Below are 20,703 nucleotides of genomic sequence, written 5' to 3'. Positions count from 1 at the left end.
TCGAAATGAAAAAAGTATTAGCTCTGGTTGTTGCCGCTGCTATGGGTCTGTCTTCTGCCGCTTTCGCTGCTGACACCACCGCTACCGCTCCAGCTGCTGCTCCAGCAACCACCGCTGCTGCTCCTGCTGCTAAAGCGCCAGCTGCAAAAGTAACGCATCACAAGAAACACAAAAAAGCTGCCGCTCAGAAAGCTCAGGCTGCTAAAAAGAAACACAAAAAAGCCGCTAAACCAGCGACCGAGCAGAAAGCTCAGGCTGCTAAAAAGCACCACAAAAAAGCAACCAAACCAGCTGCTCAGAAAGCCCAGGCTGCTAAAAAACACCACAAAAAAGCAGTAAAACCAGCTGCACAGAAAGCTCAGGCTGCTAAAAAACACGTGAAAAAACATCACAAAGCCGCTGCTAAACCAGCTGCACAGCCAGCAGCATAAGTTCAACGGGGCGACCCGTTAGCTTGAAGCGTTTACATAAACACCCGGCTTGCCGGGTGTTTTATTAGGAATAAGGCACAGCCTTTAGCACGTACTTATTTCTGGAGTGCGGATAATGTTGCGACGCTACAGTTTCGAGTTAATCCTCGCCCTGCTGATCATCTGCGGTATTATTACGCTGAGCTTCTGGCTCTGAGAGCGTAGTCTGCTGTTTTCACTCCCACTTTCGGCCCGTTCCGACTATAGTTACTGCATCTATAAAAACCATAATTATTAGCCCCTTCAGAGAGTGCTATGCGCAAAAGTGTTGTGTTGTTTTTAGGAGCATTGATCCTTTTACCTCAACTCGTTCACGCGGACGAAGACGACAGCCCGGCGAACGTTAAAACACTGTTCTTCGGCAAAGATGACCGTATTCGCGTGACCAACCCTGAGGACGCCCCCTGGGATGCCATTGGCCAGTTGGAAACCGCCAGCGGCAACTTATGTACCGCCACCCTGATCTCACCGCATCTGGCCTTAACCGCCGGACACTGCCTGCTGCAGCCGCCGCGCGGTAAGGCAGACAAAGCCATCGCCCTGCGCTTTATTTCCCACAAAGGGCAATGGCGCTATGAGATCCATGATATCGAAGGCCGCGTAGACAAATCCCTCGGTCGCCGCCTCAAGCCGGACGGCGACGGATGGCTGGTCCCGTCTAACGCGGCACCTTATGATTTTGGTCTGATTATTATCCGCAACCCGCCTTCAGGCATCACGCCGTTGCCGCTGTTTACCGGCGACAAAGACGCGCTAACCGAAGCATTGAAGGCACAGGATCGTAAAGTGACGCAGTCTGGCTATCCGCTGGATCACCTCGACGACCTGTATACCCACAGTAACTGCCTGGTTACGGGCTGGGCGCAGGCGTCCGTGCTGTCTCACCAGTGCGATACGCTCCCCGGCGATAGTGGTTCCCCGCTGTTACTGAAAACCGATCAGGGCTGGCAGCTGATTGCGGTGCAAAGTTCCGCCCCGGCAGCCAAAGACAGATACAGAGCTGACAACCGCGCCATCTCAGTCACCGGCTTCCGCGACAGACTGGAAGCGCTGGCACAATAAGCGCTAAACCTGATGCCGCTGTCGCAGCATTAATACTGCCTCCAGCGGCTTAGGCGGGCTGAAATAATAGCCCTGCAGCCGGTCGCAGCCAGCCTGGCAAAGCAGCCTGAGCTGCTCTTGGTTTTCCACTCCCTCTGCCGTCACCGCCATACCCAACGCGGTGGCAATGCGAACCGTCCCGTTCACCAGCGCCAACGCTTGTTCATCGCTGTCCACTAGTCCGGCCAGGGACTTGTCTATTTTGATGGTGTCAAAGTTAAAACGGCGCAAATAGCCGATGCTCGAATAGCCGTTGCCGAAATCGTCCAGCGCCACCGCCGTACCCTGAGACTTAAGATTTCGAATGGCCGCCAGGGCGCGCTCCGGGTTTTCGAGCACATAGCTTTCCGTCACTTCCAGCTCAAGCCTTTGCGCCGGAAACGCCGTGTCCTGTAGTACCCGGGCAACCTTGTCTTCAAACTCCGGGTCGCGGAACTGCGCCGGAGAAATGTTTACCGACAGCCGCAGATCCTCATGGGAAGCTAAATCACAGCACGCCCGGCGGAGCACAAACAGTCCGAGCGAATAGATAAGACCGCTCGTTTCAGCCACGGGAATAAACTCATCTGGCAACAACTCTCCACCAGGGCGACGCGGCCAGCGCACCAGCGCTTCCACACCGGCTATCGCCTGGCTACGTGCATCTATAATCGGCTGGTACCAGACCTCAAACTCATCCCGAACAAGGCCCGCGCGAATGTCATTTTCGATGGTTAAACGACGTTCGCGAACGTTATTTAACGCCGCATCATAATAAGTCGTGCGGCCTTTTCCGGTAATTTTAGAGTGATACATAGCGATATCGGCCCGGCGGAACAGCTCCGAGCTGCTGCAATCCACCAGCGAGCCCGAAGCAATCCCGATGCTGGCGCTAATATGTATGGTACTTTCCCCCACGGGGACAGGCTGGCTCAGAAAATCCAGAACCGAACCCGCAAAAGCGGCTGAGCGTTCCCCGGCTCTCTCCCCGCCGATCATCATGGCAAATTCATCTCCTCCCATGCGCACCAGCATGCCGTTTTGCGGCACGCGATCGCGAAGAGCATGAGCAATGGTCACGATTAACTGGTCGCCTTTATCGTGCCCGTAAATATCATTCACGTCCTTAAAACCATCGAGATCGATAAATACCACGCTTTTTTCGTCGCTATCACCCCGCTTGCTGATGGTTTCCAGCCGCTCGATGAGCGCTCGTCGGTTAGGTAAATGGCTGAGCCAGTCGGTCAACGCGATATTTCTCGCCTGCTTTTCACCTCGGGCCAGCTTGTACAGCCCCAGGCTGCTGATGACGATAAAGACCAGTATCAACACCGCCGCAAGCATCGTAATGCGCAGGATGTCCGCCGAAGCAGCACGCGCCGCCTCTGCCCCAGGCAACCGTGGCTGCCAGCTAAGGTATCCCAGCGTTTCACCTGAGGCGCTGTTCAGCGGGACACTTGAAGAATCAGATGGCGTGGACGTCAGGCGTAGGTTTTCAATCTGAAAAGTGTTTCCCAGCTCTTTTAGCATCGCGTTATTAATCTGACGGCCAATCACCAGGTAACGGCGCGTGGCGTCGTGAACGTGAAGTCGCCCCAGCATTGGCCGGATCAGCCCGATGCCGATAAACGAAACACCGCTCTCGGTTTGCGTGATCCCGGCAAATATTTTTTTGTCATCTCTGAGCGTTTGCGCGTTCTGGTAGACGAGGGACTCAAACCCCTTCCCAAGTTGAGAAATCTTTTGCCCCGTCACCCGTTGCCCACGAAACGAGCCCCAAAGCACATTGAACCCTTCATCCAGCACATACACGCCGTCATAGAGGTTATTGATTTTGTAACCCGCGCCCCAGGTGTTATATAGCCAGTTAACGTCCAGCTCAGGGCGATAAACTTGATTGACGGCATCGTCCCAGACCGCATTATCAATCACCAACGCCCACACGCGGTTGACCGAGGTCTGTATGGCCCCCTGCACCGACAGTGCGCTTCGGTGTTCATCTATCTCATTGGTTTTACTGCTAATAAGGTGAAGTGAAAGGTAGAGGAGCGCGATGATAGACACGATCAGTCCGATGCCTGCCATAAACACCATGGTAAACAAGGCTCCAGCAACGGGCGTGCTTTTCCAGCTAAGAGGATTACGCAATTTCAGCTCTCTTCTAAGTGAAATAACGTGAAGGTTTTCGGCTTTTGATTTAGAGAAGTGCTTTTACCGTAAAATAAGCGTAATACACCCTGAGGAAAGCGCTGCCCGAATAATTAACGGGCAGCGTGATGGATCAGGCAATTTTGATAATAATCATCCCTATCAGCAACAAGCTGATGCCAACCCAACCTTTGCGGTTAAGGCGCTGGCCGAAGAGGATCCAGCCCGCGGCCACGGTGGCGGCGATACCAAACCCGCCCCAGAGCGCATAGGCGACGGATAACTCGATGCCTTTAACGGCCTGAGCCAGGGCACTGAACGCGGCCAGCACGGCCAGCAGAGACAGCACGCCGTAAATCGGGCGTTTGAAACCATCAGATTGTTTTAAAAAGATATTGGCGACGATTTCCAGAATAATGGCTAACGCTAGCCACAGGGCGTGTACCCACTCAAACGACAGCATGATGCTCCCCTTTCTCTGACATCACCGGGCGTGATTTTTTTTCTCGCGTACCCGATTTAATCAGCGCGATACCAATAACCAGAGTAGTTAAGCCAAGTATTTTTAGCGGTGAAATGGACTCATCAAACAGCATGACGCTGAAGAGGGTAATAAACAGAATACCGATGCCTTCCCACATGGCGTATGCCACACCAAGGGCGATTTTTTTAACCGAAAACGCCAGAAAAATATAGGAAACTGCGATCATGACCAGCATGAAAATATAACCCATATTACTTTCGTTTACGCTTGACCATTTCATTGACAAGGTGCCGGTAATTTCGGCAACGATGGCTAATCCCAATAAAATCCAATAAATCATGATTTCTCTCCTGACAGAGAAAATAAATATGCAAAAAACCGACAAGCCACGTCACACGACGAGCAAGGGCAAATTAAAGAACCAGAAAAATTGTCAGAAGAAAGGGACTAAAGCGCGTTGCGCCAGTGCTGCTCACCAGAGAGTGAAGAAGTAGATGTGATAAAAATAGAATGCTGATTGAATGAAATGCTGAACGTATTGTCCATAATATTTCCAACTTATCCGCGGTGTTGCTTCTCGTCAGTTGCGGATAGAAAATTGTCCTCAGTAGTTAAACACGGCAATTTTATACCATAATTCGGCATGTTAGCGCCTGACCTTTACACTCCTTTACGATTAACGACAGCAAAAACACAATGTATTAAACTGTTTTTAACGTTTAAAATAACGTAATAAAGGGATGACTATTTTAACGGTGGTGTATTATTCCCCCTCCCCGCACACTGGAGAACCCGCCACAATGGCAAAACCAATTATTACACTCAAAGCACTGAAAGCCGTGATTATGCTGGGCATGCTGGTCATTATTCTGGTGGGTATTAAAGCGGCGGCCGACATCATCGTGCCATTTATTCTGGCACTATTTATTGCCGTTATTCTCAACCCGCTGATTCGCCGTCTTGAACGGCTGCGGGTGCCGCGCGTGCTGGCCATCAGCCTGGTGATTGTCGTCATTATCCTGAGCATGGTGCTGCTGCTGGCCTATCTCGGCACTTCGCTTAACGAACTGGCGCGGACCCTGCCGCAGTACCGCTCTTCATTGGTGGTGCCCCTAAAAACCCTTGAACCCTGGCTGCAGCGCGCGGGCATCTCTGTGTCTGTCGATGAGTTAATGAAGTATGTCGATCCTAATGCCCTGATGACGCTGGTTACCGGTCTGCTGACGCAGCTTTCCAACGCCATGACGTCTATCTTTTTACTGCTGCTGACCGTGGTGTTTATGCTGATTGAGGTACCTCAACTGCCGCGCAAGCTGCAGCAGCTGATGGCTCGCCCGGAAGAAGGTATGGGTGCCATTCAGCGTGCGCTGGACAGCGTCAGCCATTATTTGGTGCTAAAAACGGCCATCAGCATCGTTACCGGCCTTGTCGTCTGGGGGATGCTTGCCGCCCTGGACGTCCGCTTTGCCTTTATCTGGGGGCTGCTGGCCTTCGCGCTCAACTATATTCCCAACATCGGCTCGGTGCTGGCGGCTATTCCTCCCGTGGTGCAGGTTCTGGTATTTAACGGGTTGTACGAGGCCCTGATTGTCGTGGCAGGTTATCTTCTGATTAACCTGGTATTTGGCAATATCCTGGAGCCGCGCATGATGGGCCGAGGGCTTGGGCTCTCTACACTGGTGGTGTTCCTGTCGCTCATCTTCTGGGGCTGGCTGCTTGGCCCGGTCGGTATGCTGCTGTCTGTTCCGCTGACGATTGCGGTAAAGATTGCGCTGGAACAAACGGAAGGCGGGAAGAGTATTGCGGTGCTGCTGAGTGATATGAGTAAGTCCTGAAGATTTTGCCCCTATCCCCAAAAGGGGTGAGAGGTAAAATCACATGCAGTATTTTTATCCCCTCTCCCTTTGGGAGAGGGTTAGGGTGAGGGAAAAAATCACTCCGGGTCTAACTCAAAACGCTCCGCAATATACCCCAGCGCCTGCGACACGCCATCCGCGCTAATGGTATGCACCACACCAGGTTCAAACAGCGTTTCAACTTCCGCTCCGGCTTCAATTAGCGCCGCGGCGGCCGCTTCACTTTCAGCCCACGGAATCACCTGATCCGCCATGCCATGAATCAACAGCGCCGACGCATCTGCCGCCACGTGATACGGTTTGGGTGAAGCAAGACGCCCGGAAAACGCGACCACGCCCGCCAGTGGAAAACGGGAGGTAGCCAGGACATCCAGGGCCATAATAGATCCCTGCGAGAAGCCCAGCAGGATGACCTGATCTTTACCCGGCGTCACATCATGCTGCTTAAAAATAGCTTCCAGCGTTGCATCAAACGCGGCCCGGGCCTCTACGACACGCTGCGGGCGGTTTTGTGCGGTCACGCCTTCCAGGCTGAACCACTGCCAGGCATCACCGCCGCCGTCAAAAGGCTCGCTGCCGTTCGGGGAAGCAAATAGCACTTCAGGCATGACCTGCTGGACGAAAAGCCCCAGCCCTTCGAGATCCGCCCCGGAACTTCCTACGCCATGTAACATCACGATCAGTTTTTTCATTTCCCTGCCCTGTGCTCAAACCTGAATGAATATCCTCGCAGGCGGCTACCTTATCGCGATCTCTCCCTTCACAACAAGTCAACCGCCGCTAAATACGTGGCAACGTCGATCTTGTTTTTGAGCAACCGCTCAAGTATATTTCGCGCTTGAGCAACCGCTCAAATTTGGCTTTTTTAGAGGCATTCACATGCGCTTCACTAACCGCTGGCTGATTCTGGCGATCCTGACCAGCACCCTTTTCCTGATCATTATTGATATGACAGTGCTGTACACAGCCCTGCCGAGGCTCACCCAGGCCTTAAACGCTACGGCGTCTGAAAAACTGTGGATCATTAATGCCTACCCGCTGGTGGCGGCGGGCCTGCTTCCTGGCGCGGGCATGCTGAGTGACCGCCTGGGCCACAAGCTGCTCTTTATGTCCGGGTTACCTGTTTTCGGTCTCGCTTCGCTCTGCGCGGCCTATTCGCCCACGGCTGAACTGCTGATCGCTTCACGCGTGTTTCTGGCTATAGGTGCCACGATGATGATGCCAGCCACGCTTGCCATCGTGCGCCAGGTCTTCACTAACGAGCGCGAGCGGGCGTTGGCCATCGGCATTTGGTCTGCCGTGGCTTCTGCCGCGGCCGCGCTTGGCCCGGTTATTGGCGGCGTGCTGCTGGAATACTTCTGGTGGGGATCGGTCTTCCTGATTAACGTGCCGGTCGTCTTACTGGTTATCATTTTTGCCTGGTTCCTGATCCCACGGGATGCGGGGAACGCCAGCCGTCCCTGTGATTTCACCGCTTCGCTGCTAATTATGCTTGGCCTTGTCGGCGTGATATACGCCCTCAAGGAACTCAGCAAGATGGACGCCTCGTGGCTAACCGTGGCCGGATCTTTGCTGGCTGGCGTCGTGTTTTTAGCGCTGTTTGTTCGTCGCCAACAGCGGACTGAGCATCCGATGATCGATTTCTCGCTGTTTCGCAACCGCATGTTTGCCAGCGGCATCAGCGTGGCGATTATCACCATGATCGCGCTAACCGGCATTGAGCTGGTGCTGACCCAGCGCCTGCAGCTTGTTCTGGGCCTGACACCGCTGTTAGCCGGGCTGTCGATTCTGCCTATTCCGATTGGCTCCGCCCTCGCCTCTCCGCTGGCGGGCGTCGTGCTGCCGCGCTGGGGCGGTGCAAAACTGATGGTCTTCGGCCTGCTGGTGACAGCTATGGGCATGACCGGCATGGCTTTACTGGCCGATTACAGCCTGGCGCCACAGCTCGCCGCGCTATTTGTCATCGGGCTTGGGCTTGGCGTGGCGTTTACCGCCGCATCAACATCCATCATGCTAAATGCCCCGGAGGAAAAAGCCGGTATGGTCGCCGCGATTGAGGACGTCTCATGGGAAATGGGCGGCGTGCTTGGCGTCACATTGCTGGGTGGCCTGATGACCGCGGTATACAGCGCCAGCCTGGTGTTGCCTGAAGGCCTGGTCGCGGGGAACAGCGCTTACGACAGCCTGGATGAAGCGCTGCATCTTGCAGGCTCGATGAGCACGGCCAGCGCCGCCCTGCTGAAAGAACTGGCGCGAAATGCCTTCAGTCATGCCTATCTGACGGTGATTATCTGCGCCGCCGTGCTGGTCGCCGTCAGCACTGCTATCTTGAAATATGTGCTGCGCCAGCCGGAAAAGCTGTCCAGCCAACAAGTTAAAAACTGATAAGATGCCCCACCAGCGATTCAGATAACCGTGGAAACGTCATGAAAGAAGCACCGGACACGCTAAGAAGTAAAATCCTGAGCGGGGCCATTGAGCTGTTCATTGAGAAAGGCATTGAGAAGGTGACCACACGCGAACTCACCGAGCGGGTGGGCATCTCGCGAAGCCATATTTACCACTACTTCAGCGACTGGCAAACGCTTTGCATTGAAGCCATGACGGCGTTTTTGATGGCCGACCTGAACAAGTTTACCGACGAAACCAAAACGTTTTCCCCGGAAGATAAGCTGCAACGCCTGATCCACACTTATCTCCCTCACGCGCCGGACGCGGTGTGGCAGCTTTACGGCGCGCTGTGGCACCAGGCGGCACACAGCAGCGTGTGGGCCGATCTTGCGCTGGTGATGACGCAAAAATGGGAAAAGGTGCTGGCCGATATCGTCGATGACGGCATTGCGGCTGGCGTGTTTAAAGCGGTGGATGCCGCCAGAACCACACGCCAGTTCAGTGCCCTGCTTAACGGCTATGCCGACAAACTGCTGGTCGCCTCAGCCCCCGCCGACAGGCAGCTGGCGCTGGACGACATCGACAGTTTTATTCGCCTGGTCCTGCGCGCAGGCTAAATCGCTATCCGGCGGCTGATCTCTACCACGCTGTCGCTCGGCAGGCGGTAATAGTGCGTCACGTGCGTAGCGTTTCTCACCATAAACGCGAAGCACTTGCGCTGCCAGCCCGGCATACCCTGTCCGTCCTCACGCTTAACAATGGTTTCGTGACCAAGGTAATAGGTCACGTCTTCCACGCGGAAGGCACACGCCATCTCCCCCAGTCTCGCCATCAGTTCAGGAACATGCGGTCTTTCCATAAAGCCGTACTGGGCGATACCGCGCCAGTAATTCGGTGCCTGCTCCACGATCACCAACCTCTCTCCAGCCGGTACGCGCGGGACGTTCATGATTGAAATAGTCAGCGAAAGCACCTGTTCCTGCAGCGCGTGGTTGCGCGCCACGTGCCACCGCATCACAGGTGGAATACCGTTGCGCGTTTTGGTCAGAAACACCGCCGAACCCTGCACGCGCGGAACACCACGCTCTTTCAGCGCGGCGAAGAAGGTGTTCACATCGATCACCTTTTCGTTCACCGCCCTGGACGCCGCCGCCGCACCACGGTGCCAGACCAGCATCGTCGTACAGACGATCGCCGCCAGTAGCAGCGGAATATAGCCGCCCTCCAGCACCTTGATTAGATTAGCGATCAGGAAGCTGGTATCGACAATCAAAAAGCCCCCCGCCACCAGCGCGCTGGTCAGCCGCCGCCACTGCCAGATATGGCGCATCGCCACGTACAGCAGCCCGGAGGTCATCAGCATGGTGAGAGATACCGCAATCCCGTAAGCCGCCGCCAGGTTCTCGGATGACTTGAAGAACACCGTCAGGAACAGCGTGACGCCCATCAGCAGCCAGTTGATCACGCCGATATAGATTTGCCCGTAGCTCTCCGCCGCCGTCTGGCGAATGCGCAGGCGCGGCAGCCAGCCCAGCTGTATTGCCTGCCGGGTCATCGAAAACGCGCCGGTGATAATCGCCTGACTGGCAATAATGGTGGCCAGCGTGGCAAGGATCACCAGCGGGATCAGCAGTGCCGGTGGGCAAAGACGGAAGAAGATATTCTGAGTGATATCAGCCCCGGAAAGGATCAGCGCCGATTGCCCCGCGTAGTTCAGCAGCAGGCTCGGGAAGACCACGCCGTACCACGCCATCCAGATAGGCTTTTTACCGAAATGCCCCATGTCGGCATACAGCGCTTCCGCCCCGGTAACGCACAGAAACACGCCGCCCAGCACCATAAAACTGACAAACCCATTGGAGACGAGAAACTGCAGGCCGTACCAGGGGTTGATGGCCAGCAGCACGGCCGGATGCTGCGCAATACCCCAAATCCCAAGCCCGGCGATAGAAATAAACCACAGCGCCATAATCGGCCCGAATACTTTACCGATTTTAGCCGTGCCGAAAGGCTGCACGGCAAACAGCAGCACCAGAATCGTCACCGCAATCGGCAGCACCCAGGTTTCAGCCTCGGGCAGGATCATATTCAGCCCTTCAATGGCAGAGAGCACTGAAATCGCGGGTGTAATCGCCCCGTCACCGTATATCAACGCCGCGCCCAATAAAGCCGCCAGCACCACCCAACGCGAGCCTTTGTCCCTCGCCACCAGTAGCGACATCAGCGCCATAATGCCGCCCTCACCGTGGTTATCGATACGCATCGCAAACATCGCATACTTCACCGAGGTGATAAGGATCAGCGTCCAGATGATCAGCGACAGCAGCCCCAGGATAACCGACGGAGTCGGATCGTTGCCGGATAACAGCAGTACCGTTTTCAGGGTATAAAGCGGGCTGGTGCCGATATCGCCAAACACCACGCCAAGGGCGCTTCCGGCAAGGATAAATTTATGCGGCGTTGTCCCGGCGGCTTCCGCGCCGTCCGTCTGCGACAGGTTTGTCATGTCCAGTCCTTCCTGTGATTTTTCTGGCTGTTGCCATGACAAAGTATAGAGGTGGATAAAAAACTTAAGATAAACAGGGGCAAATAAAAAAGGCCCAACGGTTCGCCGCCAGGCCAAAAGGTACTCCACATTAAAACGCTTTTTTAATTAAAGACCATCCCGCCGTCGATAAGCAGCGACTGCCCGGTCATGTAGTCAGAGTCCGCGCTGGCCAGGTAAGACACACAGGCAGCCACATCTTCAGGCTCGGACAGACGCCCCAGGGTAATACGCCTGGCGAACTCAGCTGTGCCATAGCCCAGCGGTTTCCCCGCCGCTTCAGACACCTGGCGGTCGATTTCAGCCCACATCGGGGTTTTGACGATCCCTGGGCAGTAGCCGTTCACGGTAATGCCCAGCGGGGCCAGGTCGCGCGCTGCGGTTTGAGTCAGACCGCGGACGGCAAATTTGCTAGAGCTGTAAACCGCCAGTTCAGGGTTACCCACATGCCCAGCCTGGGAACAGGCATTAATGATTTTCCCGCCGTGACCTTCTGCTTTGAAAGCTTTAACCGCGGCCTGAATGCCCCAAATCACACCTTTCACGTTGATGTTGTAGACCTTATCGACGATTTCCGGGGTGATGTCCTCGATAGGGGTAGAAGGGGCTACGCCTGCGTTGTTGACGATAACATCAAAACCGCCCAGTCCTTTGCGGGCAGCCTCAACGGCGGCGAAAACCTGATCGCGGTCGGAGACCTCCGCAGTCACTTCCAGCGCGTGGCCGCCGTTGCGGTTAATTGCGTCCGCCACTTCTTTTGCGGTTTTGGCGTTGTAGTCCGCCACGGCGACGGCAAAACCGTCTTTTGCCAGACGCAGCGCGATTGCTTTCCCGATCCCCTGACCGGCGCCGGTGACCAATGCTACTTTTTTCATCACAATATCCTTCTGTAGTTTAAAGAATTTGGCTGAGGTGCAGCTGACTCATCAACAGATGGTTGTCGCTGTAATCAACCGGAATCGCTACCACCGCCGGACCATTCACATCCATAGCGGCGCGTAAAGTCGGCTCCAGCGCCTCCGCGCTTTCCACCGCAAAGCCTCGAGCGCCAAAGGCGTCTGCGTAAGCCTTGAAGTCCACCGGCCCGAAGTTCACCCCGGACAGACGCTGGTATTTTTTCTCTTCCTGAATCGCCACCATGTTGTAGGCGTTATCCACCCAAATGATGTGCAGCACGTTAGCACCCAGACGCACCGCCGTTTCCAGCTCCATGCTGGACTGCAGGAAGCCGCCGTCACCGGAGACCGAAACCACCTTACGGCCCGGATTCACCAGCCACGCGCCAATGGCCCACGGCAGCGCTACGCCCATGGTTTGCTGGCCGTTAGAGATCATCAGTTGACGCGCGCGGAAGCTATAGAGGTAACGGGCGATCCAGATGTGGAAACTGCCCATATCGACGGTGAGGGTCACGTCGTCGTTCACGATGTCCTGCATCGCCCGGACGATACGCAGCGGGTGAAGAGCAAACTGGTTCAGCTGCGCACCCCGGCGGCTTAAAAGCTCGCGCTGATGCTGCCTGTCCACGAGGATTTCTGACGCACGCGGGCTAAGCACCAGCGGTTTTTCTATGCGGGCGGTGAGCTTATCCAGCGTGCTGGCGATATCGCCTACCAGCTCGACGTCCGGCACGTAGTTACGTTCTTCGTAAGCTGGCAGAACGTCGATATGCACCAGCGTGGCGTCGCCGGTATTCCACATCGCCGGCTCATACTCCACCGGGCTGTAGCCGATACAGACAACGAGGTCGGCAAGCTGTAACAGGCGGTCACCGGCCTGGTTATTAAACAGCCCCACGCGCCCGGCAAAACGAGCAAAGTGCTGCTGATTCACCGCGCCAGCGGCCTGATAGGTGCTGGTGACGGGGATATGGCTTTTTTCCAACAGATGGAACAGCGCCGCGCTGTTTTCCTGCTGGCTTGCCATCAGCCCAAGCAGGAATACAGGATTTTTGGCCTGCGAGATAAGTTTCGCCACATCGTTAATAGCGGCGTCCGGCGCGGCACCGGCTTTCACCGATCCGTTAGCGGGCAAAATATTCCCGGTTGCCGGGCCGTCGCTAATGTCCTGCGGCAGGCTGACAAAAGCGCTCCCGGGGCGACCATGCTCGGCGGCGCGGAAAGCGTTCGAAACCACCTCGGCAATGGCGTCCGAAGAAGGCACTTCCACCGAGTATTTCGTCACCGGGCTGAACATCGCCACGGTGTCCATGCTTTGGTGTACCTGTTTGGCTTTATCGGAACGTTTGACCGCGCCACCCAGCGCCACAACCGGATCGCCTTCGCTGTTGGCCGTTGCCATGCCCGTTATCAGGTTTGAGCAGCCGGGGCCAGAGGTCACCAGCGCTACCCCCGCTTTCCCGGTGATGCGCCCCACCGCCGCCGCCATAAAGGCAGCGTTAGCTTCGTGGCGTACCGGAATAAGTTCAATCGGCGAGTCGTTCAGCGAATCAAAGACCTTATCGATCTTCGCCCCAGGGATCCCAAAGACGTGCTTCACGCCCTGAGCTTCAAGCTGGCTGACCACCATGTCAGCGCCGTGCGCCCACTGACGCAAAGGTTTTTTGTTATTCATGGCTCACATCTCCTCAGGGAACGCTAGTTTTCAACCGCGCGAATCGCCGCGTCGAGGTTGTCTGGGTGCAGGTTGGCGTTAAGAAATGCGCTGTCTGCCGGAAGGTCGATCATCAGTTTGTGGATCTCGCCGAAGGTCAGCAGCCCCTGCTCCAGCTGATAATCGAGCAGATGCCCGCCGCCCTGGCGGTCATCGGTAATAAAGTGTTCGTGATAGCCCGCCACGTTAATGCCCTGCATATGTTGCGGGGTGCGGAACCCCACCAGCACGCCTTTACGACCGTTAAAGCGGAATACCGGCTGGTCATCCAGCACGTCAGTCATGGCGCGGTAGGGTGGCTTCTGGCGTGGAACAGTGCGGGTATGCGCATGGCGGAAGTGGCCGTCGATGCGGAGGGCACAAAACAGGTTATCGGAGGGAATTTTTGCATCGATAATCTCGTGCAGCTTCTGGCGGCTGGTCGTACTGTCAATGCGCAGGCGGTATTGAGGTTTAAACCAGGTCATCACCGCAAACGGCGTTTTCTGCTGCGGGCTGGCCGCCCTGGCGCTGCCGTCTGACCGCAATTGATACACGTTGCTGTTGAAGGCGATCATCTCGCCATCCAGCTCGTTAAATGTCCCCAGGCCAAAGTCGCCGTGTTTCAACAGGTCGGCCATGGTGGTTTCCCCTTCATAGACACCGCTCAGTAATGCGCTCATCAATGAAGTCTGATATATCATGTTTTCTTTATTGGCTGCAGCGAAGGTCTCGACCATCTCTAAAAGACTTTCTTTGCAGGAACATAGAGTTAGATCGCTCATGGCGTCTGTCACCTCGGGCTGAAGGTTAAGAAACTTTAATTAAATGTTGACGTGATCCAGCTCACAGTTCCAATATAAAAGCCCTTCTGGTTTGAGACGTTTTCGATATGGAACTTCGCTATCTCCGCTATTTTGTCGCCGTCGCCCAGACGCACAACTTCACCCGGGCAGCCGAGCTGTTGGGTATTTCTCAGCCTCCCCTCAGCCAGCAAATTCAGCGCCTGGAACGTGAAGTAGGCACGCCCCTGCTGCACCGCTTAACCAGAGGTGTGGAGCTGACGGATGCGGGAGAAGCGTTTTATCAGGATGCCTGTCAGATTCTGGCCCACAGCGACGCCGCGCTGGAGAAAGCCCGCGGCATTGCGCGCGGTATTAACGGCAAGCTGTCGCTCGGGATAACCAGTTCAAACGCATTTAATCCAAAGATTTTTTCTCTGCTGCGCCAGTTTCAGGCGCACTATCCGGCCATCGAACTGTGCCAGCGGGAAACAAATATGGCGGGCCTGATGCAGGAGCTGGATGAAGGCTTGCTGGACGTGGCGTTTGTGCGTCTACCCTGCGAAAGCAGCAAGCGGTTTACGCTCAAGCTGATTGACGAAGAACCGATGATGATTGCCCTGCACAAGGACCATCCTCTTTCCGGGGAGGAAGAACTGGCCCTGCAGGCACTGGCCGATGTGCCGCCGGTGCTGTTCCCGGAAGAAGTGGCCCCAGGGCTTTATGAACTGATGTATAACGCCTGCCTGCGGGCGGGCATCGATCTGACAAGCGCCTGCCAGGCATCACAAATCTCGTCCTCGTTAAGCATGGTCTCGGCAGGCTTCGGGTTTGCCCTGGTTCCCCAATCGATGACCTGTATCTCGTGCCCGGACGTCACCTTCCACGCGATTCGCGGTGACCAGGTGAAAACGGACATTGCGCTGGCCTGGCGTCAGTTTGAGCGCTCTCCATCGGTGAAACGCTTTATCCAGCTGTTCGCACACTGAGACAATTACCGCTGGTGGCTTGCTATCCACTTACGATACATTTTGGCTCTTAACATATTGTCAGTCTGCTGCAACAGTAGAGCCCACAATGGAGAAACAGCGGCGTTGGGACGTTTATTCTCCCCCATTCTGCGCAACTGATATTTTACCAAAGCCATATTTACCATTGGACTGCCGCTTTATGGCTTTCAGCAAGCCAACGCGTTCGTAAAACCGAATACGTGAGGCGTTCAGCCCGGTCATTCGGGCAAGTTCACCGATATTCATTCGAATAATTCCCCACGCTGTTATGCCATACCTGATGTTTTAAAGCTTATAACATGCCGCTCGAACTGACCTAATGCTACAATAGTCACCATTCACAAATCCGAACACAGGGAAAAAGCATGTCTGAAACTCACGTTCAGGGCGGGGAAACCAGAGGGCCTGCGGAACACAGCGTCAGGGAACAGATCATCGAGGCGGCGACCGAGTTCTTCGGCCACTACGGGTTTGAAAAAACAACGGTATCCGATCTCGCCAAAGCCATCGGCTACTCCAAAGCCTACATCTACAAGTTCTTCAAATCCAAGCAGGAAATCGGCGAAGTTATCTGCGACAACCGCCTGACAAAGATGATGGCAATCGTCAGCCAGTCGGTGAATGACGCCACTGGCGCATCGGCTAAGCTGCGGGCGATGTTCAGTGCCTTAATCGCCGCGGGCAGCGACCTGTTCTTTTATGACCGTAAACTGCACGACATCGCCATTGTTTCCTGCCTGGAGAACTGGCCCTCGGCCGAACGCTACAAGCTGCAGCTGCGGGAAGTGCTTACCGCCATTATTCATGAAGGCCGCCAGTCCGGTGAGTTTGAGCGCCGTAGCCCGATGGATGATACCGTGAACGCCGTTTTTCTGGTCATGCTGCCATTTATCAGCCCGGTGCAGCTGCAATATAACCTTGAGCTGGCTAAGCAGGCCGAACAGCTTTTGCCCGCGCTGATCCTCAAAAGTTTAATGCCCTGACCGCATTTTGTGACCATTGACTAAATTGGTCACTTGAATAATTATTGCGTTCCTGCTCCGCGTTTATAAGGGAACGTATGTTTCGTCTTCAGCCTTTTCCTGCCGCTGTGGCGCTGCTGTGCTCGGCGCTCACCGCCTGCGGTGACTCATCTCAGCCAGAGGATCCGCGCACTCAGCCCCCGCTGGTTCGCGTTGTCGCGGTTCAGTCCGCCAACGATGACGCCCGGGCTTTTACCGGCATTGTCGCCTCCCGAATCCAAAGTGACCTCGGTTTTCGCGTCCCTGGCAAAATCCTTGAACGCCTGGTGGACAAAGGCCAGACGGTGAAAAACGGCCAGCCCCTGCTCCGACTCGATCCTCAGGACTTAAGCCTGCAGGCGAAAGCGCAGGATCAGGCCGTGGCCGCAGCCAAAGCCCGCGCTAAACAGGCCGCCGCCGATGAGGCCCGCTACAGAAGCATTGTCAGCAGCGGCGCGATTTCGGCCTCGCAGTACGATCAAATCAAGGCCCAGGCCGACAGCGCCAGAGCGGATCTGCAGGCGGCCATTGCGCAGGCCAATGTGGCTAAAAACGCCATGAATTATGCGGTGCTGACGGCAGATTCTGACGGCGTGATTATGGATACCCTGGCCGAGCCGGGCCAGGTTGTCGCCGCTGGGCAAGCGGTGATTCGTCTGGCCAGGGCCGGCCAGCGTGAAGCCGTTGTCGATTTGCCGGAAACGCTGCGCCCTAAGCTGGGCACCGTCGCTCAGGCCCACCTTTACGGTTCAGATATTGCTCCCGTGGCCGCTACCTTACGTCAGCTTTCAGACGCGGCTGACCCGCAGACCCGCACATTTGAAGCGAAGTTTGTGCTCGCGGGCGCGCTTGCTCAGGCACCTCTCGGCAGCACGGTAACCATTGATATCCCGGATGCAGGCACTACCACACCAAATATGATCGTGCCGCTGGCCTCGCTCTATGACGCCGGGAAAGATAAAGGCACCGGCGTTTGGGTGGTAAGCGGTAAGCCAGCCAAAGTGAGCTGGCACCCGGTGAGCATCCGCCGCATCACCGACGAATCCGCCATTGTTGCCGCCCAAATCGACAGCCACGCCAGCATTGTCGCCCTCGGCGCACATCTGCTGCATGACGGTGAAGAAGTCAGGCCGCTGGCACAGGCCGCTACTGACCTGGCGGGAGCACCGTAATGAGCGACTCCCGCTTTAACCTTTCCGCCCTCGCGGTGCGTGAGAAATCCGTCACGCTGTTCCTGATCCTGCTCATCACGCTGGCCGGGATCATCGCCTTCTTTAAACTGGGCCGCGCCGAAGATCCGCCTTTTACGGTGAAACAGCTGACGGTGATCACCGCCTGGCCGGGTGCAACCGCGCAGCAAATGCAGGATCTGGTGGCCGAGCCGCTGGAAAAGAGAATGCAGGAGCTGGACGACTATGACCGCACCGAAACCTATACCCGTCCGGGCCTTGCCTACAGCGTTGTCTCCCTAAAAGACAGCACGCTGCCCGCCAATGTGCCGGAGGAGTTTTACCAGGCGCGGAAAAAAATCAGCGATGAGGCCAAAAATCTGCCGGATGGCGTGATAGGCCCGCTGGTGAACGACGAGTTCTCGGACGTGACTTTTGCGCTGTTTGCCCTGAAAGCAAAAGGTGAGCCGCAGCGCCTGTTGGTGCGTGATGCCGAAAACCTGCGCCAGCAATTGCTGCACGTCCCCGGCGTGAAAAAGGTGAATATTATCGGTGAGCAGGCGGAACGCATTTTTGTTTCGTTCTCTCACGACAGGCTCGCCACGCTTGGCGTTTCGCCGCTGGATATTTTTCAGGCGCTGAGCAACCAGAACCTGCTCACCCCCGCAGGCTCGATAGAAACAGCTGGCCCGCAGGTGTTTATCCGCGTGGATGGCGCGTTGGATCAGCTTTCAAAAATTCGCGATACCCCCATTGTGGCTCAGGGGAAAACGCTGAAGCTGTCAGACGTGGCTGACGTCGAGCGCGGATACGAAGACCCCGCAACGTTCCTCGTCAGAAACAACGGCGAGCCAGCCCTGCTGCTAGGCGTGGTCATGCGCGACGGCTGGAACGGGCTTGATTTGGGCAAAGCCCTGGATCAGGAAACCCGCAAGATCAACGAGACGATGCCGCTCGGCATGACCCTCAGCAAAGTCAGCGATCAGTCGGTGAACATCAGCTCAGCCGTAAATGAGTTTATGGTGAAGTTTTTTGTCGCCCTGCTGGTGGTAATGGTGGTCTGTTTTGTCAGCATGGGCTGGCGAGTGGGCATCGTGGTTGCCGCCGCCGTGCCGCTAACGCTGGCGGTGGTGTTTATCGTCATGGCCGCCACCGATAAAAACTTCGACAGGATAACCTTAGGGTCGCTCATTCTCGCGCTGGGACTGCTGGTGGATGACGCGATCATCGCCATCGAAATGATGGTGGTGAAAATGGAGGAAGGCTACAGCCGCGTGAAAGCCTCCGCCTACGCCTGGAGCCACACCGCCGCGCCCATGCTGGCGGGTACGCTGGTAACCGCCATCGGCTTTATGCCGAACGGCTTCGCCCACTCCACCGCCGGGGAGTACACCAGCAACATGTTCTGGATTGTCGGCATCGCGCTGATAGCGTCCTGGCTGGTAGCCGTGGTGTTCACACCTTATCTCGGAGTGAAATTGCTCCCGGATATGCATAAAGCCGCGCTGGCAGAACACGCGCTGTACACCAGCAAAAATTACAATCGCTTCCGGGCATTGCTGAAAAAAGTGATTGCCCGCAAGTGGCTGACCGCCGGTTCGGTCGTCGGTCTGTTTGTGCTGGCAATAGCCGGAATGGCCGTGGTGAAAAAACAGTTCTTTCCGATCTCCGACCGCCCGGAAGTGCTGGTTGAAGTTCAGCTGCCTTACGGGACATCTATCGAGCAAACGACGAAGACTACCGAGCGCATTGAGCAATGGCTCAGCGCCCAGAAAGAGTCCAAAATCGTCACCTCCTACATTGGTCAGGGCGCGCCGCGCTTCTACCTGGCCATGGCACCTGAATTGCCCGACCCTTCATTCGCCAAAATCGTGATCCTCACGCCCGACCCCGATGCACGAGAAGCGTTGAAAATGCGGCTACGGCAGGCCATCAGCGGTGGTCTGGCACCGGAAGCGCAGGTGCGCGTCACCCAGCTGGTCTTCGGGCCTTATACCCCCTACCCGGTGGCGTTTCGCGTGATGGGGCCAGACCCGCACGTGCTCAGAACGATTTCGTCGCGGGTTGAAAAAGTGATGAATCAAAGCGGGCTGATGCGCACCGTGAACATCGACTGGGGTTCCCGGGTTCCCACGCTGCATTTCACCCTGAACCAGGACAGACTTAACGCCGTGGGCTTAAACACCGCTTCCGTCTCGCAGCAATTACAGTTTCTGCTTTCCGGCGCGCCATTGACCGAAGTACGAGAAGATATCCGTTCCGTGCAGGTTACCGGGCGAGCGCGAGGCAGCGTGCGGGACGATCCGGCGCAGCTCGCCGCATTAACGCTCATCGGCGCGAACGGGCAAAAAGTGCCGCTCTCGCAGATCGGGAAGGTTGAAGTTGTGATGGAGGACCCGGTGCTCCGGCGTCGCGACAGGACGCCAACCATTACCGTGCGCGGCGATGTCGCTGATGGCCTTCAGCCGCCAGATGTGTCGACGGCGATCGCGAAACAAATTCAACCTATTATGGCTGAGCTTCCGGCAGGGTACCGCATAGAAGAAGCGGGAGCCATTGAAGAATCCGGTAAGGCCACGGCGGCCATGGCCCCGCTGTTCCCGATCATGATCGCGTTAACGCTGCTGGTGATTATTCTTCAGGTTAGGTCGATCTCAGCCATGCTGATGGTGTTTGCCACCAGTCCGCTGGGGCTTATCGGCGTGGTGCCGACGCTGCTGATTTTCAACCAGCCGTTCGGCATCAACGCCCTGGTGGGGCTGATTGCGCTTTCGGGGATTTTAATGCGCAACACGCTGATCCTCATCGGCCAGATAAAGCATAACGAGCAGGCTGGACTGACACCTTTTGATGCCGTGGTTGAAGCGACGATCCAACGTTCACGCCCTGTGCTGTTGACCGCCCTGGCGGCGATTCTGGCGTTTATTCCCTTGACCCATTCCGTGTTCTGGGGAGCGCTGGCCTACACGCTCATCGGCGGAACGTTTGGCGGCACCTTTATGACGCTGCTGTTCCTGCCCGCCATGTATGCAATTTGGTTCAAAATCCGCCCGCCAAAGGTCGATAACTGACCGATTTATCAGGCCCGGAGGAAACCTCTCCGGGCCATATTCCAAATCATGAACACTGCTCATGTTCTAATGAAATTAAATCACTTTTACTAAAACTGTGACTC

General features: G+C 56.0%; 19 protein-coding genes. 9 read left to right on the top strand and 10 right to left on the bottom strand.

The window, feature by feature from the left end; genetic code table 11:
* Window positions 1-5: 5 nt before the first annotated feature.
* Entirely contained in the window at window positions 6-431 is a 426-nt protein-coding gene (gene asr, locus LH86_RS22150) for an acid resistance repetitive basic protein Asr (protein WP_008459254.1), read from the top strand.
* 294 nt (window positions 432-725) lie between these two features.
* Entirely contained in the window at window positions 726-1,532 is an 807-nt protein-coding gene (locus LH86_RS14645; protein WP_008459256.1) for a trypsin-like serine peptidase, read from the top strand.
* Window positions 1,533-1,535: 3 nt separating this feature from the next.
* On the opposite strand, the gene LH86_RS14640 is transcribed toward LH86_RS14645, so the two are convergent.
* The 4 genes from LH86_RS14640 to LH86_RS23030 form a co-directional block, all read right to left on the bottom strand.
* Window positions 1,536-3,698, bottom strand: a complete 2,163-nt coding sequence (locus LH86_RS14640; RefSeq protein ID WP_039302705.1) for a bifunctional diguanylate cyclase/phosphodiesterase — start codon at window positions 3,696-3,698, stop codon at window positions 1,536-1,538.
* Between the two features lie 133 nt (window positions 3,699-3,831).
* Window positions 3,832-4,161 (bottom strand): multidrug/spermidine efflux SMR transporter subunit MdtI, encoded by a 330-nt coding sequence (gene mdtI / locus LH86_RS14635; protein ID WP_039302702.1) that lies wholly within the window; start codon window positions 4,159-4,161, stop codon window positions 3,832-3,834.
* Window positions 4,148-4,525 (bottom strand): multidrug/spermidine efflux SMR transporter subunit MdtJ, encoded by a 378-nt coding sequence (mdtJ, locus tag LH86_RS14630; RefSeq protein ID WP_156107070.1) that lies wholly within the window; start codon window positions 4,523-4,525, stop codon window positions 4,148-4,150. Before mdtJ ends, mdtI begins: the two co-directional genes overlap by 14 nt.
* Window positions 4,526-4,629: 104 nt before the next feature.
* Complete coding sequence (locus LH86_RS23030; RefSeq protein WP_419655749.1) at window positions 4,630-4,728, bottom strand: hypothetical protein; 99 nt, start codon at window positions 4,726-4,728, stop codon at window positions 4,630-4,632.
* A 254-nt stretch (window positions 4,729-4,982) separates the two neighbouring features.
* On the opposite strand from LH86_RS23030, the gene LH86_RS14625 reads away from it, so the two are divergent.
* Window positions 4,983-6,017 carry an AI-2E family transporter gene (locus tag LH86_RS14625; protein ID WP_008459267.1) on the top strand — a complete coding sequence of 345 codons (1,035 nt, stop codon included), beginning with the start codon at window positions 4,983-4,985 and terminating at the stop codon, window positions 6,015-6,017.
* 98 nt (window positions 6,018-6,115) lie between these two features.
* On the opposite strand, the gene LH86_RS14620 is transcribed toward LH86_RS14625, so the two are convergent.
* On the bottom strand, window positions 6,116-6,730 hold the full coding sequence (locus LH86_RS14620) for an alpha/beta hydrolase (protein WP_039302695.1): 615 nt from the start codon (window positions 6,728-6,730) through the stop codon (window positions 6,116-6,118).
* 187 nt (window positions 6,731-6,917) lie between these two features.
* Here LH86_RS14620 and LH86_RS14615 point away from each other — a divergent pair, with 187 nt between their 5' ends.
* Window positions 6,918-8,423, top strand: a complete 1,506-nt coding sequence (locus LH86_RS14615; RefSeq protein WP_039302692.1) for an MFS transporter — start codon at window positions 6,918-6,920, stop codon at window positions 8,421-8,423.
* Between the two features lie 41 nt (window positions 8,424-8,464).
* Window positions 8,465-9,046: a TetR/AcrR family transcriptional regulator gene (locus LH86_RS14610; protein ID WP_039302689.1), complete on the top strand. Its 582-nt coding sequence runs from the start codon at window positions 8,465-8,467 to the stop codon at window positions 9,044-9,046.
* Here LH86_RS14610 and LH86_RS14605 read toward each other — a convergent pair.
* The 4 genes from LH86_RS14605 to budA form a co-directional block, all read right to left on the bottom strand.
* Window positions 9,043-10,935, bottom strand: coding sequence for a potassium transporter Kup (locus LH86_RS14605; protein ID WP_039302685.1), 1,893 nt, complete (start codon window positions 10,933-10,935; stop codon window positions 9,043-9,045). The genes LH86_RS14610 and LH86_RS14605 overlap by 4 nt on opposite strands.
* Window positions 10,936-11,078: 143 nt before the next feature.
* Complete coding sequence (locus LH86_RS14600) at window positions 11,079-11,849, bottom strand: (S)-acetoin forming diacetyl reductase (RefSeq protein WP_039302682.1); 771 nt, start codon at window positions 11,847-11,849, stop codon at window positions 11,079-11,081.
* A 19-nt stretch (window positions 11,850-11,868) separates the two neighbouring features.
* Window positions 11,869-13,548: an acetolactate synthase AlsS gene (alsS, locus tag LH86_RS14595; protein ID WP_039302681.1), complete on the bottom strand. Its 1,680-nt coding sequence runs from the start codon at window positions 13,546-13,548 to the stop codon at window positions 11,869-11,871.
* 23 nt (window positions 13,549-13,571) lie between these two features.
* Window positions 13,572-14,351: an acetolactate decarboxylase gene (budA, locus tag LH86_RS14590; RefSeq protein WP_039302680.1), complete on the bottom strand. Its 780-nt coding sequence runs from the start codon at window positions 14,349-14,351 to the stop codon at window positions 13,572-13,574.
* A 107-nt stretch (window positions 14,352-14,458) separates the two neighbouring features.
* On the opposite strand from budA, the gene LH86_RS14585 reads away from it, so the two are divergent.
* Window positions 14,459-15,337, top strand: a complete 879-nt coding sequence (locus LH86_RS14585; RefSeq protein ID WP_039302679.1) for a LysR family transcriptional regulator — start codon at window positions 14,459-14,461, stop codon at window positions 15,335-15,337.
* 114 nt (window positions 15,338-15,451) lie between these two features.
* Here the strand turns inward: LH86_RS14585 and LH86_RS22145 are convergent, their stop codons facing one another.
* Window positions 15,452-15,604: a MerR family DNA-binding transcriptional regulator gene (locus LH86_RS22145; RefSeq protein ID WP_081943015.1), complete on the bottom strand. Its 153-nt coding sequence runs from the start codon at window positions 15,602-15,604 to the stop codon at window positions 15,452-15,454.
* Between the two features lie 119 nt (window positions 15,605-15,723).
* On the opposite strand from LH86_RS22145, the gene LH86_RS14575 reads away from it, so the two are divergent.
* From LH86_RS14575 to LH86_RS14565, 3 genes are all read left to right on the top strand, one after another.
* A complete protein-coding gene (locus LH86_RS14575) occupies window positions 15,724-16,341 on the top strand; it encodes a TetR/AcrR family transcriptional regulator (protein WP_039302678.1) in 618 nt (205 codons plus the stop codon).
* A 77-nt stretch (window positions 16,342-16,418) separates the two neighbouring features.
* Window positions 16,419-17,531, top strand: a complete 1,113-nt coding sequence (locus tag LH86_RS14570; protein ID WP_039302677.1) for an efflux RND transporter periplasmic adaptor subunit — start codon at window positions 16,419-16,421, stop codon at window positions 17,529-17,531.
* Window positions 17,531-20,599, top strand: coding sequence for an efflux RND transporter permease subunit (locus tag LH86_RS14565; protein WP_039302674.1), 3,069 nt, complete (start codon window positions 17,531-17,533; stop codon window positions 20,597-20,599). The genes LH86_RS14570 and LH86_RS14565 overlap by 1 nt, the downstream gene beginning before the upstream one ends.
* The last annotated feature ends 104 nt before the right edge of the window (window positions 20,600-20,703 follow it).

This window comes from Cedecea neteri (assembly GCF_000758325.1).
In the GTDB taxonomy this organism is placed as follows: Bacteria; Pseudomonadota; Gammaproteobacteria; order Enterobacterales; family Enterobacteriaceae; genus Cedecea; species Cedecea neteri_B.
Note: the sequence above shows the minus strand (reverse complement) of the source record. Positions and strands in the feature narration are given on the sequence as shown.

Excerpts from the sequence above, each read along its gene's own strand:
- asr (WP_008459254.1), top strand. The coding sequence starts at position 6 with ATGAAAAAAGTATTAGCTCTGGTTGTTGCCGCTGCTATGGGTCTGTCT.
- LH86_RS14645 (WP_008459256.1), top strand. The coding sequence starts at position 726 with ATGCGCAAAAGTGTTGTGTTGTTTTTAGGAGCATTGATCCTTTTACCT.
- mdtI (WP_039302702.1), bottom strand. The coding sequence starts at position 4,161 with ATGCTGTCGTTTGAGTGGGTACACGCCCTGTGGCTAGCGTTAGCCATT.
- LH86_RS23030 (WP_419655749.1), bottom strand. The coding sequence starts at position 4,728 with ATGGACAATACGTTCAGCATTTCATTCAATCAGCATTCTATTTTTATC.
- LH86_RS14625 (WP_008459267.1), top strand. The coding sequence starts at position 4,983 with ATGGCAAAACCAATTATTACACTCAAAGCACTGAAAGCCGTGATTATG.
- LH86_RS14620 (WP_039302695.1), bottom strand. The coding sequence starts at position 6,730 with ATGAAAAAACTGATCGTGATGTTACATGGCGTAGGAAGTTCCGGGGCG.
- LH86_RS14615 (WP_039302692.1), top strand. The coding sequence starts at position 6,918 with ATGCGCTTCACTAACCGCTGGCTGATTCTGGCGATCCTGACCAGCACC.
- LH86_RS14610 (WP_039302689.1), top strand. The coding sequence starts at position 8,465 with ATGAAAGAAGCACCGGACACGCTAAGAAGTAAAATCCTGAGCGGGGCC.
- LH86_RS14605 (WP_039302685.1), bottom strand. The coding sequence starts at position 10,935 with ATGACAAACCTGTCGCAGACGGACGGCGCGGAAGCCGCCGGGACAACG.
- LH86_RS14600 (WP_039302682.1), bottom strand. The coding sequence starts at position 11,849 with ATGAAAAAAGTAGCATTGGTCACCGGCGCCGGTCAGGGGATCGGGAAA.
- alsS (WP_039302681.1), bottom strand. The coding sequence starts at position 13,548 with ATGAATAACAAAAAACCTTTGCGTCAGTGGGCGCACGGCGCTGACATG.
- budA (WP_039302680.1), bottom strand. The coding sequence starts at position 14,351 with ATGAGCGATCTAACTCTATGTTCCTGCAAAGAAAGTCTTTTAGAGATG.
- LH86_RS14585 (WP_039302679.1), top strand. The coding sequence starts at position 14,459 with ATGGAACTTCGCTATCTCCGCTATTTTGTCGCCGTCGCCCAGACGCAC.
- LH86_RS22145 (WP_081943015.1), bottom strand. The coding sequence starts at position 15,604 with ATGAATATCGGTGAACTTGCCCGAATGACCGGGCTGAACGCCTCACGT.
- LH86_RS14575 (WP_039302678.1), top strand. The coding sequence starts at position 15,724 with ATGTCTGAAACTCACGTTCAGGGCGGGGAAACCAGAGGGCCTGCGGAA.
- LH86_RS14570 (WP_039302677.1), top strand. The coding sequence starts at position 16,419 with ATGTTTCGTCTTCAGCCTTTTCCTGCCGCTGTGGCGCTGCTGTGCTCG.
- LH86_RS14565 (WP_039302674.1), top strand. The coding sequence starts at position 17,531 with ATGAGCGACTCCCGCTTTAACCTTTCCGCCCTCGCGGTGCGTGAGAAA.